The organism is Salinivirga sp. (genome assembly GCF_035268865.1).
Lineage (GTDB): Bacteria > Bacteroidota > Bacteroidia > Bacteroidales > Salinivirgaceae > Salinivirga.
In genome coordinates, this window is record NZ_DATFKB010000236.1 from 1 (window position 1) to 19,406 (window position 19,406).

The window sequence follows — 19,406 nt, forward strand, 5'->3', positions numbered from 1 at the left end:
CTAAAGTATTTTTGTTTTTTAATTTATTTCAATTCCAGTATTAATACGCTTCTTGCTGGCGCATTAAGGTTTTCTATTTTGTACTCTTTTCCGGTAATTATATCTCTGCCGCTTGTAAAACCTTTTGTACGTTCATGAAAATGGCTGGTATCAATTTCAGCGGCTTCTTTGTTTTTGTTGAAAACAACCATAATGGTATGGTTACTATCGTAACGAAAATAGACATAAGTGCCGTCATGGCTCGGGGCATATTGCATCAATTTGCCATGATGAATGGTTGAGTTATTTTTTCTCCAGTTCAAAAGTGTTTTAATGAAATGCTGAGCTTTGGCTTTGGACTCAGGTAAATTTTTCCCTGTAAAAGCATTTGTTTTATCATTTTCCCACCCCCCGGGAAAATCTTCGCGAATTTGGCCATGATCATGAGGTTTTGTATTACTCATAAGCACTTCTGTGCCATATTGGATTTGTGGAATACCTCTCATAGTCAAAAAATAGGCAATACCCATTTTAAAAAGATCCATATCTTCATTCACTTGTCGGTAAAAGCGGTCCATGTCATGATTATCCGGAAAAATGACCAGGTTCATGGGGTCGGGGTAGAGGTAATCGCTGGCAAGTTTTTCATATACTTTGATAAAACCGGTATTCCAACCCTCTTTTTCAATGAGTGCTTCTACAAGTGAAACCTGAATGGGAAAATCCATCAAACTGGGTAAGCATGAAGAAAAATCTACCGGCAGGTTGCTTCCCCTTTGCCATTTTGCTAATACAATGGGGCTTAGGCTCCACTCTTCTCCCACGATATTAAAATCCGGATACTCCTCCATAATATGACACGTCCACCGGTTAAGGAAGTCTGTATCTGAATATGGATGGGTATCATGGCGAATTCCACCCAGATTAGCCTGCTCGATCCACCAAACGGAGTTATAGATTAAATAATCTGCCAGCAATTTGTTATCCTGGTTCATGTCGGGCATGGCATCTACAAACCAACCTTGTTCAAAAACATCTTTGTCAACCTGCGATGCATAAGGATCGTGCAGGGTAACTCTTCGGTGATTGGTATTGGTTTTTTGTTCGGGATAATGTACCCAGTCCGAAGATGGTGGATCTTGCATCCACCAGTGGTTGGCTCCGCAGTGGTTCATTATCATATCCTGAATGAGCTTGATGCCTCTTTTGTCGGCTTCCTTACTCAGTTTTACATACAATTCATTATTTCCAAGCCTTGGGTCGACCCTGTAAAAGTCCGTTATGGCGTATCCATGATATGAGGCTCTTGGCATAGCATTTTCCATCACCGGATTGAGCCAAAGGGCTGTAAACCCCATTTCTTCAATATAGTCGAGGTGGTCGATAATGCCTTGCAAATCTCCTCCATGGCGACCATAGTCGTCAGCACGGTTTAATTTGTCTTCGTATCCTTTGATATTATCGTTTGCTGTGTTTCCATTGGCAAAACGATCAGGGTAAAGTAAATAAATTACATCTGAGCTGTTGAATCCGGCCCTGGATGCTGATTGAGGTTTTCTTGCTTTTAGTTGATATTTGATTTCCTGAACATTTTTGTCATCCTTTTGAAGGGTAATATTTACCATTCCGGGTTCAGTAGTTCTGGAAATGTCGAGGTAAATGAAAAGATAGTCTTTATTGCTTGTAGATAAGGCTTTTTTAATCGTTACCCCCGGATAACTGATTACCGGATTGAGTTCTCCAATATTGCTTCCGTAAAGCATAACCTGAACTTCAGTGTGTTCCATGCCTGTCCACCAGAATGCGGGTTCTATGCGCTTAATTTCATGTTGTCCAAAGGAGAAAATGCTGAATGCGAAAATATTCAGCAAAAGCAAGATAATACTTTTCCTTATAGTACTCATGCGTGGTATTTTATCAAGAAAATTTGAACTGGTAATCCGAATGTTAAAAAGACCACCCATCAATGACGATGGGTGGGCTTTTTTATTTGTTGTATTAAGCTTATTTAGCTTCTTCTACTGTGTAGGAGTATGGGTATTCACTAAGATCTAAAGTGATTGTCCATGTGCCTGCACTAATGGCAATATTGGCACCGTACTCCTCGGGTACACCATCAGCACCATCATCTCCATAGTTCAATGGGTCCCAAATATCATTCGGGCGGAACTTAAATTCACCGTCAGCGGTTTCCTGAGTGATGGTCCAAACATTATCTTCAGGTACGTAGGTCATGTCAATATCGCTATCCCAACCATCGGGCATGGCTGAACCGATTACACCCCAATATGTGCTATACATGTCATAAGTATAATCATAGGTATTTACTGTTACCTGATAGTATCCTGAATCCATTGGAATGTATCCCTGATCTTCGAGAAGGTCATCATTCAGATCCACATCGTCATCAGGACCGACAGGACTGTCGTTACCTAAAATTATTTCACGTGCTTCGTCTCCAAATTGAACTTCGTTGGCAGCTTCAACATACACATACCCTTCATAAGTTCCCTGCTCGTCAACCGGCATTAAATATCCAATTTCTGTATCATCACTACCATAAACAATGAGTTTTTCTGGCTCAAATGGAGGATCATATGTAGTTACATTCAAAGCAATTGCATTGGAGTAAGCCATTTGGGGATTTGTTTCTCCCACAATTGAAACCACTCGGACTTCAACATCGGAATTAAGGTTCGGTTCAAAGCCTAGTTTTCCTGTGAGTGCCAGGTTAAAGTTAAATACAGTAACAGCTTTTTGTGTAGTGTCTGCTACTTTAACCAATTCTACGGCATTCTCAAAGTTGTTACCTACTGTATCTACTTCAATGGTATATTCATTGATAGTAGCTACGTTGTATTCAGCTGGTGTCCAAGCGAAGGTCGCAAATGTATCCTCTGCAATATCGTCACTTAGCACAGGTTCAAAATCACCTGCACTTAACTCGTTTAGAGTTAAGTCTCCTACTTGTTGCAGCACCGGATCATCAAAATCTTCTTCACATGCAATAAGCAGTCCGATGCCCATTATTGCTAATATTATATATTTTAAATGTTTCATTTTTAACAAATTTTAATATTAATAATCTGGATTTTGATCCAAATTGGTATTGGCATTTACATCCGCAGCCGGTAATGGGAACAGGTTATATTTGTCATCAGTTGCAGTACCTTCTGGAATATCACCTTTCCAGGGCCACACATAATCACCACCGGTTAAACGGTCATAGCGTATAAGGTCTGTACGACGATGACACTCCCAGTATAATTCACGGGCTCTTTCATCAAGGATGAAATCCAATGTCAGGTCTCCGGAGTTGATGTCGCCGGAAGCATCTCCATAGGCACGCTGACGAAGATAGTTGATGTATATAACGGACTGACCTACAGTACCCCCACTGCCACCTCTAAGTACGGCTTCGGCATACATTAAATATACGTCTGCCAGCCTGAACATGGGGAAGTCTGTATCTGGATAAGTAACATCTGAACCGGGTGCTCCTGTGCTGGTTACATTTTTGAATTTACCAACAGCATATCCTTGCTGGAAATCTGATTCGTCATTAATTTCCAGAGCTTGCCCGTATGATTCATCATAAAATAATGCACGTCCGTCATTTGCATCGAATTTATTAACAAGTGCCTTTGTGGTACGAGTACCAGCCCAGCCACCGCCTAAACCAAATTCTGCGGGAGGTATGTCACCACCCAGCGCAGCACTTATGATAAAAGTAGTACCTCCGTAAGTTCTGGTTTCAATACCATCAAAATTGATCGAGAAAATAACTTCCTGTAAGTGGTCATTATCAGCAAGGAATAGGTGCTCATAGTTGTCTTCTAATGTATATGGCCCTTCATCAATTACTTTTTTGGAGTAAGTGACACATTCTGTGTATTTGTCCTGGTTGATATAAACTTCAGCATTTAAATATAGTTTAGCCAAAAGAGTCCATACTGCACCCTGATCTGCACGACCATACTCATTAGCACCAACTGCTGTAATATCATCTTCAATTGCCAGTAATTCTGATTCAATAAATTCAAACAGGTTTTGCTTATTAATTGGCGAAGGCATAAATGAACCAATTGGGTCATCTTCGGTTACAAATGGTACTCCTCCTCCAAATAAGTCCAGTGCATGCCAATAACTTAAAGCACGCAAGAAGCGGGCTTCATTGCGATATTGAGCCACCTCAGCTTTGGTCTGATCAGATTCTCCGCGTTCGTCCAGTTTATCTTCGGTTGTAGCTCTTAAAAACTCATTGGCCAGGGTAATTTGGTAATAAATGCGATAATACATGGCGGCAATAAAATTGTCGCTGCTACCCCATTCTTGTCTGTGGAAATCTTTAATGGTCTGATCGTCCCAGCCAATTATAGCTTCTTCTGTTGTTAGTACCTGGTGTTCCCAGTAAGCGCGCAGATATTGGCTAAAACCTTCGTCAATACCACTGATATCCGGCATACCTGCAGGTCCTTGCTGGCCTGATACGGCAAGTCCGGCATACATTTTTGCCAGAAATGCTTTATAAGCACCCGGTTCATCAAAAACAGCACTTGCTGTAGTTTCATCCGGGTCTATTGGTTCTGTATCGAGGTCATCTATACAAGATGTATAGACGAATACAGATCCCAATAAAATAGCTGTAAGTTTGATCAAATATTTCATTTCTTTATTGTTTTATCGATTAAAAGTTCACGTTTACACCCAATACATAGGCAGTTGGACGTGGGTAAAAATTATTGTCAATACCACCTGATATTTCAGGATCAATACCATCGTATTTTGTGATTACAAAGGCATTGTTTACTGTACCTGTGACAGTGAGGTTTATACCTTGATTTGCAATGTTGTTGAATTTATAGCTTAAAGAAATGTTGTCCATTCTGAAGAATGAAGCGTTTCTCAGGTAATAGTCTGACATGTAATAGGCATTTTCAAATTCAGAATCGTATACCCCAGTTGTCACATTACTTAAATATGGTCCTTCAGGACGGTATAGTCTTTGGTAAGTGCCATTTACAGACTCAGCGTTGTAATAAACGTAGTTTCCAAAGTTGGCTCTTCCTGAGAAGGAGAAGTACCAGTTTTTGTAACTAAATCCCGTGTTAATACCTAATGACACATCAGGGGTGGGGTTTTCTTTATGAACTTTATCACTTTCGGTTATTTGTCCGTCACCATTCTGATCTACAAAAGCACCAGGTATTGGGTCACCATTGTCATCATAAATTTGTTCGTAAACAAAGAAGGAGCTAAATGGCTGCCCCACACTGTGAATTTGGATATTACTGCCCACACCGCCGGAGATGCCTCCTGTTGGAACTCCAAGATAATCCGGATCATCAGACAGGGTTAGTTTAGTAATTTTGTTTTCGTTATAGGTCACGTTTAAACCAACATCCCAAACCATATCCGGTGTGGAAATTGGTTTGGCATTGATAGAGAACTCAACACCTTTATTTTCCAAATCACCAACATTTGTATTGATATAATTCGTAAGATTACTACCTGCTGGCACTGGAATATAGTTTAGCAGATCTTTCGTCTTACGCAAATATATATCTACTGAACCGGTGATCCTGTCATTTAGGAAACCATAGTCGATGGCAGCATTATAAGTGGTAGTCTCTTCCCACTTAATATTTTCATCATAACCTGAAGGACGTATTGTCTGATAATAAGTATTACCAAATAAGTATGAAGCACCAGGTAAGCTATAAGTATACCTTGGCATGTAAACGTACCAATCTGGACCAATATCCTGCTGGCCTGTTACACCCCATCCCAGACGTAGTTTCAACTGAGATAATGCATCGACATTACTTAGGAAAGATTCTTCGTGTATTTTCCAGCCCAATGCTATAGATGGGAACATTCCGGAACGTGTGTCTGGCGAAAATCTTGATGTTTGGTCGTTACGAAGTGTAAAGGTTAACAGATATTTGTTAGCCAGTGTGTAATTTAATCTTCCGTAAAAAGAGAGAAGAACGAGCTCTTTGGGGTTATCAGGATATGTTGTTTCCGATGAGTCATTAGCAACATTTGAGTTAACTCCGTAAGAGTCGTCCAGGAAGTATTGGTATGAATAACCAGCCATGGCATCAATTTTACTGTCGATAGCTGATATCTCTTTTACGTAATTAAGATAAAAATCTAAAAGTTCATTTTTCTTAATTTGTGTATAGGTGTTGTCTGTACCACCACCGTGGCCTGAATTATATGCAAAAGCCGCATTTTGCGGTACATACACATCACCTTCACCTTTTGAGTAATCATAACCCAGGTTTAGGTTTGCCCTTAGTTCGGGTAAAAAGTGAAATTTATAGTCAATTTTAGCATTACCAATAAAATTATTTACCGTTGATTTGTCATCTCTTTGCTCGAGCAAAGCAACAGGGTTTGCTGTGGCAAGTTGCACTGGTTGGCCATTGCTTTGCAGCCTTGCATAATAACCACCCCAGTCTGTTTCGCCCAGTATTGGTATACCGGTGAATGTAGTATCCCAGTTTACGGGCTGAGTTGGGTCATGTTGGATAGCTGCTCCAATAGCTCCACGGTCAGCAAATGTGTTATTTGTAACACTGGCTTTTGCATTAATGTTAATTTTTAAGTGGTCATCCAAAAATGATGGATTCAGGTTAAGTGAACCCGAGAAACGCTCATTATTGTCCGTTTTAAGAATACCATCGTTATTGGAGTAACCTACAGAAGCGCGGAATGGAAGCATTTTATAAGCTCCGGCAATTGAAACGTTGTGCTCTGTACCCATCGCATTTTGGTAAATCTCATCCTGCCAGTCTGTGCTGGCGTTTCCAAGCATATCCACATGTGTAGGATGTCTCTCTTCAATGAGCGATCTGAATTCATCTGCGCCTAACACATCTACACGTTTATTTGAGGAGTAGACATTCAGCTTACCATTATAGTTAACCTTTAATTCTGAACCTACTTCAGATTTTTTGGTAGTGATAAGAATTACACCATTAGATGCCCTTGAACCATAAATAGCAGTAGCCGATGCATCTTTTAAAATGGTGAAAGTTTCAATGTCGTTGGGGTTTATGGCGTTCAATGGGTTACGAGAACCTGAGATTCCGCCACCGGCCAATGGCACACCGTCTACAACAATTAATGGGTCGTTTGAAGCCGAAAGTGAAGACCCTCCTCTTATTCGGATAGTTGAACCTTCTCCTGGCGCACCACTGTTACTTGTAATTTGAACTCCGGCAACTTTACCGGTTAGTAGGTCCTGGGGTGCTGTGATAGCCCCCACATTAAAGTCTCTTGAATCGATGGCCTGAACAGAACCTGTAGCATCTTCTTTTTTGGTTACACCATAACCGATTACCACAATTTCGCTCAGTGACTCTATGTCGGGGAAGAGTGCCACATCAATTTTAGTGCGGTCTCCTACCGGGATTTCTTCTTTCATATAGCCTACAAAAGAAAAAACCAACACAGCGTCGTTTCCCGGAACTTGAATACTGTATTGGCCCTTTGAATCTGTAATTGTACCCTCGGTCGTGCCCTTTATCGTCACATTTACCCCGGGTAAAGTGTTGCTCTCTTCATCTTCCACAACACCTGATACTGTTTTTTGTGCAAACATAGCAGATGTAATGGTTAAGAGCCCCACCATTAGCAAAAATCTAAGTGTGTTAGTCTTTAAAATTTCCATTGCATATAGTTTTAATCTTGATAGGGATTATTGATTAATAATTTAATTACGCTATCTGCATATTGAAATGCAGATGTTTTTAACTTAAAAATGATTTAAAGATTTTTTAACATTTCTCCTACACAAAAATATTCTTTATGGCATAAAAATCAAGAATTTAGAGTTATTTTTTTACGCAAACGAGACCGCAAACGATTGCATCTAAATTTTATTAAATTCTAAAAAATATGTATCTTTCAAAATGGTTAACAAACAATGGTATTACAGTGTTTAAGTATGTAATACAGCAATTTACGTATAATTTGCATTAATGTCAAAAGAATATTGGCGGATATACTGAGATATTAATATTTTAACCGAATATTTTTGTAAAAACTGAATGAGTTAAAAGCACCCGGAAATGAAGAGGACATTTATTACAATAAAAGATATAGCCAGGGCTTTAAGTATCTCGGCATCAACTGTTTCAAGGGCACTTAAAGACCATCCTGATATAAGCCAGGAGACAAAAGACCGGGTTGTGGCGTATGCCCGTGAAATGGGTTACCAGCCAAATTCTATTGCGCTGAGCCTTAAAAGCAGGCAAAGTCATGTGATTGGATTAATTGTGCCTGAAATTGTACACCATTTCTTTTCATCAGTAATTAGTGGTATTGACGAGGTTGCCAGCAAAGCCGGTTATAATGTAATTATCAGTCAATCGAATGAATCTTTTGAACGTGAAATACATAATACACGAACCTTGCTTGGAAGCCGGGTTGATGGCATGCTTATTTCGCGTACTAAAGAAACCGTTGAGTATGATCATTTCCGGCACATTGATGCGGCAGGTGTGCCAATGGTTTTCTTTGACCGGACTTGCGAGGGGGTAAATGCCGATAATGTTATTATTGACGACAAAAAAGCTGCATTCGATGCAACAGAATACCTTATTAATACAGGGTGTAAAAAAATTGTCCATCTTAAGGGGCCAGAGAATCTGACAATCAGCCACCAACGCCTGACCGGATACCGGCAGGCACTTGAGAAATATGCTATACCATATAAAAATGAGTATGTGATTGAGGCAGACAATTACGAAAAAGGTGAAAATGCAATCCGGCAGCTGCTGTCTGAGCATAAATTGCCCGATGCTATTTTTACTGTTAATGATTTAACAGCTTTAGGTGCCATTTCAGCGCTCAAAGAGGGAGGGATTAAAATTCCTGATCAGGTTTCTGTGGTAGGATTTACAAACGGTGTCATTTCCCGTCTTTCCGACCCTCCACTTACCACCATTGAACAAAATGGATTTTTGATGGGTGAGAAGGCGGCAAAATTGTTACTTGAACGCATTAATAATGAAGAGGAATTGCCATCCAGAACCGAAGTTATACCCACAAAACTTATCGTAAGAAAATCTACTTATTGAAAAGCTAATCTGCAGTAATAGAGTGCCTTAAGGTGTTTTGAGTACTGCCAGGGCCGGCCCTGCTTATTGTATTTGAGGGTGGAAGTATCAATCGTCAATCCTGAATGATCAGTATGGTATTTTAATTTTTTTTTTCTACTTTAGTGCCAACTTAAAAATGATTTTGTTTTTTTGCTTTCTCCTATGCGCCCTTTTCAGGGCCATTCCATAGGTTTATATAACCTTTTTTGTGTTGAATATATTTTCATAGAATAAGAATATTTATTTAAGGTATAGTCAAATTTGTTTTTACTATATGCAAAAATTAAATATGTTGACATTGGATTTATAAATGGCTTTATTTTGGCAAAAATGTCAACAAGTATTATGGAGTGAATTAATAATCTCACGAATGTGATTGTCAAAATGTGAGTGTAATGGATTAGCTTAAGAAATGCACATGAATATGGTATTCCAAAAATCATCTGATAATTATGATGATATCATGCGCCTTCTGTCTGACCATTAAAAATTAAAATCAAAAGGATGAAACAAAAACCTAAATTAAGTTTTTGGCAGATTTGGAATATGAGTTTCGGTTTTCTTGGGATTCAATTCGGATTTGCCTTACAGAATGCCAATGTTAGTCGTATTTTTGAAACATTGGGCGCAAACATCGATAATATTCCAATACTTTGGATTGCTGCACCCGTAACAGGTTTAATTGTGCAGCCAATTATCGGACATTGGAGCGATAAAACATGGTGTCGTTTAGGGCGCCGAAGGCCTTTCTTTTTAATAGGCGCAATACTAGCTTCACTGGCATTGCTTGTAATGCCCAATTCACCTGTTTTGTGGGTTGCCGCAGGTATGCTCTGGATCATGGATGCATCTATCAATATTTCCATGGAGCCATTCAGAGCTTTTGTTGGTGATAATTTACCATCATCGCAGCGCACTGCAGGTTTTGCTATGCAGAGCTTTTTCATCGGGACCGGAGCTGTAATCGCTTCGCTACTTCCTTATATGATGACCAACTGGTTTGGCTTTTCAAATACTGCACCTGAAGGGGTAATTCCCGATTCAGTTAAGTTTTCTTTTTATGTTGGAGGTGCCGTGTTTTTCCTTGCCGTGCTATGGACCGTGATACGCTCCAAAGAATATTCGCCGGAAGAACTTAAGGAATTTGAAGATCATAGCGAGGATGTGTGCGAGGATGATCATGCAGAAGCAGGCCCTGCAATTAAAGTTTCATTAAGAACAGGAATTATTTCCTTCCTTGTCGGTGGCTTATTAAGTTTGCTGTTTGTTTATGTGCATGTCGAAAAAGAGGTATTTATTCTCTCTTTTGGTTTAATGGCTTTTGGCTTGCTCGAAGCTTTGTCGGCGCTATTACAACATCGGAAAGTTAGAAATGGCTACACTTCTATTTTTAACGACCTGAATAATATGCCACTTACAATGAAGCAACTCGCAGTTGTTCAGTTTTTCTCCTGGTTTGCATTATTTGCCATGTGGATTTATACCACCAATGGCGTTACGGCCGATAAGTACGATATGGAAGTAGACCAGAATATGGTTAAATTTTTAAGTACACAATTGGACGAACTAGAAAACAAGGATAAAATAAATTCTGGCAGGGCCACAGAAATCAGAGAAGAGCTGATAAAATATCAGGCACACCTGAATAATGATGAAAAAGCTTCAGCAAAAGTTAATCTGGTTAAATTTTATCTTAGCGATCATATTTTAAAGGAAAAAGAAGTAGTTGAAACACTGCAAAATCAGTTGGAAAGTGCCAGGAATAAATCAGATGACGAGCGCATTGCAAGTGTATTGAAAGAACTTGAGCGGCAAGAAAAAAGTAAGACACCTGATATACCCTACGAAGCACTTAAACAGGTAAATCAACTGGCTGGTGAAGGGCTTGTAACATTGCCCCAAAATATGGATGGTAAGTTCACATTTTTTACCCGGTTAAAAGAAATACGAAAAAATTATAATGATGGAGCTGATTGGGTTGGAGTAGGTTTTGGCGTTTATAATGGATTTGCAGCCGTGTTTGCATTTTTCTTAATGTTTTTGTCGCGTATCACCACACGAAAGATAACCCACATGATATCCTTACTTGTCGGCGGACTCAGCTATTTGGCTGTTTTCTGGATTCAGGATACATCATGGTTATTGCTGCTACCTTTTGTTGGTATAGGTTTAGCCTGGGCAAGTATTTTAGCTATCCCTTACGCCATTTTAACCGGATCACTTCCCCAGAATAAAATGGGTGTGTATATGGGAATTTTTAATTTTTTCCTGGTAATACCACAAATTTTAGCAGCAAGCCTTCTTGGTTTTATGGTTAAATTCTGGTTCGATGAAAAAGCAATTTATGCATTGGTACTTGGAGGTATAGCTCTGTTACTTGCAGCTGTATCTGTACTTTTTGTAAAAGATGAGGACTAGTTTGTTTTAAATCAGAAAGCTGAATAAGCAAAATATAGAGAAGATCCCGGTAGCAGGAAGATTGCTACCGGGATATTTTTATTTGTAATTTATGCTAAAATTTGAACCCATTATCAACCAGCGGCCGGGTTGTGGAATATTGGCAATATCATAATAGCTTTTATTCATCAGGTTTGAAATACTGCTGTAAAACTCCCATTTATTGTATTTGTACGATATTTTCAGGTTTACAAGCCAGAAAGGTTTAAAAGGCAGATCTGTGTTATAATTACCGTTTTCGTATGCGTTGTAGGTGCCATTTCTGTCCTGGTACCTAATTCCCCAGCTTGCCCTGAAGTTTTTGTATAGCTTATGTTTAAGCCTGATTGTGAATTTATGCTTTAGGTTGTCTGCTACATATTTAGTTTCTACATTTTCACCCGAAGCATTAATATCAGTATAGGCATAGTTTAAATTGATTAATGATACAGGGCTTGCTTCCCAAAATTTGTTTAAATGCACTTTCAGGGCAAAATCAACTCCTCTTGTTGCTGTAGTTGTAAGGTTTTGCGTCTGCCAGGGTGCTTCCTCTGCAGCATCAACAAGTTTTACCCACTCAATTGTATTGTTCCCTTTACGGTAATAAATTGCACTCTGGAAGCTAAAAACAGTGTTTACATACCTGGCACCTGCTTCAAGTGTTTTTGATTCTTCTGGTCGTAGGTCAGGATTTCCAATGTTGACAGGGCCGGAATAGTATAAGTCGGTAAATGTGGGTAGTCGAAGGGCTTCATTGTAAGAACTAAATACCCTGAAATGACGAAATAGCTCGTAGCTCACTTCTAATCCGGGATAAGTTCTAATTCTGTCCAGAATGTTGTAATACGAGGTCATTAGTCCGGCCGCAAAATGCAGTTTTTCCAAATCAAGGGTATATGTAAAATGTCCTCCGGTATGAATTCTCTCATCCTGATGGTTAAATGTTGCACTTTCCCCCGGCACCGCTTTAGTTCCGGGCATGGGTTTGCCCAAAACATTGCTGTAAATATGAGCATAACGTATGTTGAGGTTGGCCGCAATATTGCCATAGCGCGTTTGAAATAATACAGGCAACTGACCTCCTGCCACATCGGTCATGTGATAGTTGTGAGAATTGTACCAGTCTGGAGCAGTATCGCGAAAAAGCTCGAACCTGTCGTGGTGTTTGCGGTAATAAATAACCGGTTTTAGCTGAATGTTTTTCTTTTTCAGGCTATACCGTACACTACTAAAAAAGGTTTTAGTAGCCTCAAACTGGTCGGGGTAAGCCGGAGTAAAAAAGCTATTGGCTCCGAATGCTTTGGTGTTGTACCCTGTCTGTAAAGCCAACTCGTGGGCATTATGCTTCCATTTACCATGATAAAACAGGTTTGTGGTATTGAAATCGGTATTGTTTAATGCTTCGTTTGGCAGGTAACCATCACTTTTTTTATGACCAGCTGTAAAGAAATGTGTCGTTTTGCCGGCCTTGATGTTGACACTGGTGTTTTGTTCCAAAAAATTATACTGACCTGCTTTAGCTTCTGTTTTTATTGTATTGCCCGGCTTTGTATTGGTAATGATGTTGATAGCTCCGTTATAGGCATTTATCCCAAACATTCTGGAAGCTGGTCCTTCAAGAATTTCAATTCTGTCAATACTATTTAGGCTAAGAGGGAGGTTGAGGTTGTGATGGCCGGTTTGGGGATCGGTGATATTTACTCCGTTGAGCAACACGAGTGTTTGATCGAAAGTGCCGCCGCGCATGGCTATGTCGGCCTGAACTCCATGCTGGCCGCGTTGTTTGATGTCTAAACTCACGGCATATTCAAGCAGCTCATTCAGGTCGCTTACAGGCGCAGCCGCAATCTCTTTTTGATCAATAACTGTAACTATTCTGGCGATTTTTGAGAATGCTACAGGTTCCTGTTCGCCACTGACAATTACTTCATCAAGCTCGTAAATTTGCTCGTTTATTGCAGAATCGACCTGGGCTGTGGCTGTTTTTGTTTCAAAGGTAAGCGAAGTGGCCATTACCATGGTTGCAATGGCAATTTGTTTCCCTTGTGATTGAAACACGCCATAACCCCTGTGACTCCATTTTCTGAAGTAAACTGTTTTAGGTGGCTTTGAAAAAAGTTTTTGCTTCATGTTTTTAATTTTTAATTCCCGGCAAATGTACAATATTTGAAATGTCTTTTTTTGCCAGTAAATGTTTTAAGCAATTATTTAATCCAGGTTTTTTAACATATAAAGTTGTTATTGCTTAGTTTTGCACCGGTAAATTATGTAATTATGGACAACGCTATACCCGAAAAAGGAAGATTTGCTGTAATAAATGAATTTGGCGGACCCGAAGTTTTCTCTGTCATCGATGCTGCATTACCTGCAATTAAACCCGACCAAATTTTAATAGAGGTTCATGCAGTTTCTATCAACCCTATCGATTGGAAGCAGCGCAAAGGGAATCACAGGTTTCTGTTAGGCGCACCTTTCCCCATTACGCTTGGATACGATGTGGCTGGAAGGGTAGTAGCTTGCGGTGAACAAACAGAAAAATTTAAAGTTGGTGATGAGGTGCTGGGTGTGTTGGATAATAAATATGGAGGGGCTTATGGTGAATATGCCCGTGGTACAGAAAAGTGTTTTGTGAAGCGGCCCGACCAGATTAGTATAGTAAGAGCTGCCGCACTGCCTATGGTAACTTTAACCAGTTTACAGGCACTGCGCGATAAAGCTGAATTAAAATCCGGTGAGGTGTTACTGGTAAATGGTGCCAGTGGCGGTGTAGGTCATGTGGCCGTGCAAATCGGTAAAATCTTAGGCGCTCATGTAATTGGCGTCAGTAGCGGTAAAAATGAGGCTTTTGTGAGAGAACTGGGCGTAGATGAGTTTATCGATTACAGAAAAAGTAACGTGATTAACTCAGAGAAAAAAGTTGATGTGTTTTTCGATGCCGCAGGAATTTATGCTTTTCCCGGGGTGAAGAATATGCTCAATGCCGGTGGAAGGTATGTGAATACATTGCCGCGGCCTAAAATATTATGGCATAAAGTGCTTCAGCTTTTCACAGAGGGTAAAAAAGCTAAAACCCTACTTATGGACCATAAACCACAGGATCTTTGGCAAATTGTAAATTGGGTAATTGATGGCCGGCTTGAAATTAAAATTGACAGTAGTTTTGAATTTTCTGAAATCCAGGAGGCGCATCTATATGCAGAGCAGGGCCACTCTAATGGAAAAAACGTCATTGTTTTAAAATAATCATGAAAAAGCATTTTCTCGAAGAGCTTGTTGCTACAAAGATGCCGTTTGGGAAGTATAAAGGCCGATACCTTTATCAAATACCTGAACCTTACCTTGTATGGTTTCATCAAAAAGGTTTTCCCGATAACAAACTTGGAATGATGCTGCAAACCATGTATGAGATTAAACTCAATGGTTTAGAGTATCTCTTAAAACCAATTATAAAAGGCCAGAGGTATGGCAGGTAGGCTTTCAGGAATTGAATATTTCGTTTAATACCTGTTCCCGATGCTGAAAAATTTTTTTAAGTTGTTTCTTAACGATCAGAGGATGAGCTATCCTTCCCAAAAAACCAAAAGGTAATTTGTAACTTATCCTGTCAGTCATTAATACGCCCTTTTCATGCGGTGCAATTCTGTGTTCATGATGCCACATTTTATAGGGACCAAATCTTTGTTCATCAACAAAATATTCTTTTTCACGCACATGCGTAATTTCGGTAATCCAATTTGATCTTAACCCAGCAAACGGGGTTACTTTATAGCTAATTATTTGACCTGCATACATAGGTTCTATACCTTCAGAAGTTATTGTGAAGTTCATTTCAGATGGTGTGATTTTTTCAAGGTTTTTCGGGTCTGAAAGTAGCTCCCAGGCTTTGTTAATATTGGTATTTAGCACCTGCCTAGCTTTCAAAGTGTATATGCCTGAATGGGATTTGAATTGAATCATTTGTTTAATGTTTGTGTTGAATAAGTTAAACAAAGTTGTCGGATAAAGGTTTTAAATCCATTAAATGCTTTTCAATAAGAAAATATGAAACCTCCATGCTTAAACGTTTAAACACACACGCGCATGATTTTTGGAATATTCCAGTAAAACGCTGAATGTCAGAAATAGGAGGTTTAATCCCGATTGGTATCGGGACAGGTAATGACCTTTGAAAATTAAACATAAACATATGAATTTATTGCTAGATTAATTGAAATGCTGTGGTTGCATATGGCTGGTTTATTACTTGTTCTTTTCTCTACAAGTAGCATCGATTTATCTCCGGAAAGCTCGCTTAACTCGATCTCATGTAAGGCAAAATATTTCATTTTTCTGTTTTTTATCTGCATGTCGTATTATATTTCCTTTACAGTACCATTTATTATATAGAAATATAAATAACAAAATAGATGGATTTTTTTATTGTGAGGTAATTGCTATCTTCAGGCTCTTTTTAATTGTTTATGGTTCATTTGAAATACCTTAGGTGTGCGAGAATAGTTGTTTTAAAACATCTTAAGCAAAAAATTTATTTGCTGGAATAATATTTGCCAGATATAAGAATTACTATATTTGCTCTGATTTTTAATATAATTGATACATAGGATATTGTTTGTAATGTAAACATGTAAATTATGACCACTAAACTTCAAGATCTCACCAATAAAGTTTATAACGAAGGTGTCCAAAAAGCTAACGAAGAAGCTGAATCTATCCTCAAGGAAGCCAAAGAAAAGGCAGCAGCCATTGAAAATAAAGCAAAGGAAGATGCTGAAAAGATGAAAGCTGATGCCCAAAAAGAGGCAGAGGAGATGAAAAAGCACATGGAGTCAGAAATGAAAATGGCAATAGATCAGTCAGTTGCAGCATTGAAGCAGGATGTTGCAAATCTGGTTACCATGCAGGCCATTCAGCCAACCACCAAAGAGCTTTTTTCTGATAAAAAATTCCTCGGAAGCCTTATTCAAAAAGTAGTTGAAGGATGGGTAAATCGTGGCGAAGGCGATATAAGTGTTATTTTGCCTGAAGCAGATAAAAAAGAGATGGAAAGCTACTTTAAGAATGAATTGGCCAGTCAGCTTAATAAAGAAGTTAAAATAGATTTTTCAAATGATGTAAAAGCTGGTTTTAAAATTGGACCTGCCGATGGAAGCTATGTAATTAGTTTTACTGAACAGGATTTCAATAATTTCTTCCAAACTTATTTGCGTCCTAAAACCAGGGAATTACTTTTTGAAGAATAATCATTATGGCTACAAATTACTATTATCTTATATCCGGACTACCTGAACTCACACCGGACGATAGGAAAATAAGTTTTACAAGTATATCATTGAGGGCACATCTGAAAGATCACCTCACAGAACATGATTTTAAGCTTGTAAAACTTTTCTACTTACCATTCGACCATAACAATCTTTTAGACACTTTTTTTGGCGAACAACAGAAGTGGGATAATCGGGGAAATTTTACGAAAGAGCATATTAACGAAGTTGCCGATAAAAAACACTTCGATACTGTAAACCTTGATCAGTATCCAGATTACTGGAAGGAGTTTTTAGAACTGATGCACAGCGATTGTGCACCCACCGATGACGTGGCAGCATCCAGATTATTGTCAGCTAAATATTACGATTACCTTGAGACTTTCGATAATGAATTCGTAAGTAAAGTTGCCAGGTACCAAAGGAATGTGGCTAACATAATTACAGCACTTAATGCCAGAAACTTTGGCCTCGATTTAGAAGGTAATTTAGTTGGTCATGACGAAGTGGTCGATGCCCTCAAAAAAAGTCAGGCATGTGATTTTGGGCTTTCATCTGCACTGGAATATGTCGATGATATAACGCAGATCTATGAGATTGAAAATATAACCGAAAGAGAGCGCAAAATTGATTTGCACAAATGGAAATATCTCGAAGACCTTACTTTTTTCAACTATTTTACTGTGGAAAAAGTAATTGCCTTTTTGCTCAAACTATTTATTGTTGAACGCTGGTACCATCTCGATGAGGAAAAAGGTAAAGAAGCTTTTGAAGAAATATTCAACGAAATAAAATCGGAATTTAAATTTCCCGAAGAATATACATTAACCTATGGAAAGAAAAGATAAAACAACCGGAACTGTAGCCGGCATAATAGCCAACCTGGTTATTGTAGAGGTCAATGGGCCGGTGGGACAAAATGAAATTTGTTTCATTAAGCATCGTGACGAAACCTTAATGGCTGAGGTTATTAAAGTAAATGGCCTACAAGCATTCGTCCAGGTATTTGAAAGCACCAGAGGTATTAGACCCGGTAGCGAAGTAGAATTTGAAGGTCATATGCTCGAGGTTACATTGGGCCCGGGTATTCTTTCCCGCAATTACGACGGCCTGCAGAATGACCTTGATAAAATGGACGGTGTTTTCCTTAAAAGGGGCGATTATACCGATCCGCTTAACCGTGATATAAAATGGAGCTTTAAACCACTGGCAAAAGATGGAGATAGCGTTAAAGCCGGAGACTGGCTGGGTGAAGTTGCTGAAAATGGTATGCCCCACAGAATCATGGTCCCTTTTAAGTTTGAAGGAAATTACAAAGTTAAAAATGTGGCAGAGCAGGGCGAATACAAAGTAGACGACCAGATTGCCACACTTGAGAATAGCGATGGCGATGAGGTTCCGGTTACGATGGTTCAAAAATGGCCCGTAAAAATGCCTATCAAAGCATTCGCCGAAAAACCAAGGCCATTTAAACTGCTCGAAACAGGTGTACGCTGTATTGATACCCTGAACCCAATTACTGAGGGTGGAACAGGATTTATTCCTGGACCTTTTGGTACTGGTAAAACTGTACTTCAGCATGCCATTTCAAAACAGGCAGAAGCCGATATCGTAGTAATTGCTGCATGTGGTGAGCGTGCCAACGAGGTAGTGGAAATTTTTAAAGAGTTCCCCGAACTTGATGACCCACGTACAGGACGCAAACTTATTGAACGTACCACAATTATTGCCAATACTTCAAATATGCCCGTGGCAGCAAGGGAGGCTTCGGTTTACACTGCCATGACCATCAGCGAGTATTATCGCGCGATGGGCTTGAGGGTGCTAATGATGGCCGACTCAACATCACGCTGGGCCCAGGCACTCAGGGAAATGTCCAACCGACTCGAAGAACTTCCCGGACCCGATGCATTCCCAATGGACCTCTCCGCTGTAATTTCAAACTTTTATGCAAGAGCAGGATATGTATATTTGAACAATAAAGAGCAGGGTTCAATTACTTTTATAGGAACAGTGTCTCCTGCAGGTGGTAACCTCAAAGAACCTGTGACCGAAAGTACAAGAAAAGCAGCCCGATGTTTCTATGGACTGGAACAGGCGCGTGCCGACAGTAAGCGTTATCCCGCCATTGACCCGATCGATAGTTATTCTAAATACCTCGATTATGAAGAGGTTCAGAAATCGTTGCAAAAGAATATGGGAGACCACTGGCATGCAAATGTATTGAGAACTAAAGATATTCTCTTGAGTGGTAAAGAGGCCATGGAGCAAATCAATATTTTGGGTGACGATGGTGTACCAATTGAATTTCATGAGCGTTTCTGGCGTTCAGAACTAATCGACTTCGTGATTTTGCAGCAGGATGCATTTGACGATATCGACTGTTCTTCACCGCTTGATCGCCAAAAATATATGCTTGAAAAAGTACTTGAGGTGGTTGATACTGATTTTACTTTTTCAAATTTTGAGGAAGTAAGTGATTTTTTCAAACGCATGATTAACCAGTTTAAACAAATGAACTACTCTGACTTTAAGTCTGATAAATTCCACAATCACGAAAAAGAGCTGGAAAAGATCATTGCTGAAAGAAAAAAAGAGGCTGTTGAAAATTAAACAA

13 protein-coding genes are annotated in these 19,406 nt (G+C 39.3%); 7 read left to right on the forward strand and 6 right to left on the reverse strand.

Translation table 11 applies throughout. The features are described from left to right. Positions 1 to 23: 23 nt before the first annotated feature. From VJ937_RS14280 to VJ937_RS14295, 4 genes are all read right to left on the reverse strand, one after another. Positions 24 to 1,883, reverse strand: a complete 1,860-nt coding sequence (locus tag VJ937_RS14280) for a glycoside hydrolase family 13 protein (protein WP_324068201.1) — start codon at positions 1,881 to 1,883, stop codon at positions 24 to 26. Positions 1,884 to 1,983: 100 nt separating this feature from the next. Further along, positions 1,984 to 3,039 carry a SusE domain-containing protein gene (locus tag VJ937_RS14285; protein WP_324068204.1) on the reverse strand — a complete coding sequence of 352 codons (1,056 nt, stop codon included), beginning with the start codon at positions 3,037 to 3,039 and terminating at the stop codon, positions 1,984 to 1,986. An 18-nt stretch (positions 3,040 to 3,057) separates the two neighbouring features. Beyond that, positions 3,058 to 4,647 carry a RagB/SusD family nutrient uptake outer membrane protein gene (locus VJ937_RS14290; protein WP_324068206.1) on the reverse strand — a complete coding sequence of 530 codons (1,590 nt, stop codon included), beginning with the start codon at positions 4,645 to 4,647 and terminating at the stop codon, positions 3,058 to 3,060. A 19-nt stretch (positions 4,648 to 4,666) separates the two neighbouring features. Beyond that, positions 4,667 to 7,660: a TonB-dependent receptor gene (locus VJ937_RS14295; RefSeq protein WP_324068209.1), complete on the reverse strand. Its 2,994-nt coding sequence runs from the start codon at positions 7,658 to 7,660 to the stop codon at positions 4,667 to 4,669. Between the two features lie 400 nt (positions 7,661 to 8,060). Between VJ937_RS14295 and VJ937_RS14300 the strand changes: the two genes are divergently transcribed. Together VJ937_RS14300 and VJ937_RS15740 are read left to right on the forward strand one after the other, a co-directional pair. After that, positions 8,061 to 9,071 (forward strand): LacI family DNA-binding transcriptional regulator, encoded by a 1,011-nt coding sequence (locus VJ937_RS14300; RefSeq protein ID WP_324068211.1) that lies wholly within the window; start codon positions 8,061 to 8,063, stop codon positions 9,069 to 9,071. Between the two features lie 525 nt (positions 9,072 to 9,596). Beyond that, on the forward strand, positions 9,597 to 11,510 hold the full coding sequence (locus VJ937_RS15740) for an MFS transporter (RefSeq protein WP_414706418.1): 1,914 nt from the start codon (positions 9,597 to 9,599) through the stop codon (positions 11,508 to 11,510). Positions 11,511 to 11,588: 78 nt separating this feature from the next. On the opposite strand, the gene VJ937_RS14315 is transcribed toward VJ937_RS15740, so the two are convergent. Then, positions 11,589 to 13,658 (reverse strand): TonB-dependent receptor plug domain-containing protein, encoded by a 2,070-nt coding sequence (locus VJ937_RS14315; RefSeq protein WP_324068214.1) that lies wholly within the window; start codon positions 13,656 to 13,658, stop codon positions 11,589 to 11,591. Between the two features lie 144 nt (positions 13,659 to 13,802). Between VJ937_RS14315 and VJ937_RS14320 the strand changes: the two genes are divergently transcribed. Next, on the forward strand, positions 13,803 to 14,771 hold the full coding sequence (locus VJ937_RS14320) for an NAD(P)-dependent alcohol dehydrogenase (protein ID WP_324068216.1): 969 nt from the start codon (positions 13,803 to 13,805) through the stop codon (positions 14,769 to 14,771). Between the two features lie 2 nt (positions 14,772 to 14,773). Continuing rightward, on the forward strand, positions 14,774 to 15,001 hold the full coding sequence (locus VJ937_RS14325; RefSeq protein ID WP_324068217.1) for a DUF3820 family protein: 228 nt from the start codon (positions 14,774 to 14,776) through the stop codon (positions 14,999 to 15,001). 4 nt (positions 15,002 to 15,005) lie between these two features. On the opposite strand, the gene VJ937_RS14330 is transcribed toward VJ937_RS14325, so the two are convergent. Then, a complete protein-coding gene (locus VJ937_RS14330) occupies positions 15,006 to 15,485 on the reverse strand; it encodes an SRPBCC family protein (protein WP_324068218.1) in 480 nt (159 codons plus the stop codon). 674 nt (positions 15,486 to 16,159) lie between these two features. On the opposite strand from VJ937_RS14330, the gene VJ937_RS14335 reads away from it, so the two are divergent. The 3 genes from VJ937_RS14335 to VJ937_RS14345 are packed head-to-tail and all read left to right on the forward strand — an operon-like array spanning position 16,160 to position 19,402. Beyond that, positions 16,160 to 16,768, forward strand: a complete 609-nt coding sequence (locus VJ937_RS14335; RefSeq protein ID WP_324068220.1) for a V-type ATP synthase subunit E family protein — start codon at positions 16,160 to 16,162, stop codon at positions 16,766 to 16,768. Positions 16,769 to 16,773: 5 nt separating this feature from the next. Further along, a complete protein-coding gene (locus VJ937_RS14340; RefSeq protein WP_324068223.1) occupies positions 16,774 to 17,637 on the forward strand; it encodes a DUF2764 family protein in 864 nt (287 codons plus the stop codon). After that, on the forward strand, positions 17,621 to 19,402 hold the full coding sequence (locus VJ937_RS14345) for a V-type ATP synthase subunit A (RefSeq protein ID WP_324068225.1): 1,782 nt from the start codon (positions 17,621 to 17,623) through the stop codon (positions 19,400 to 19,402). The genes VJ937_RS14340 and VJ937_RS14345 overlap by 17 nt, the downstream gene beginning before the upstream one ends. The last annotated feature ends 4 nt before the right edge of the window (positions 19,403 to 19,406 follow it).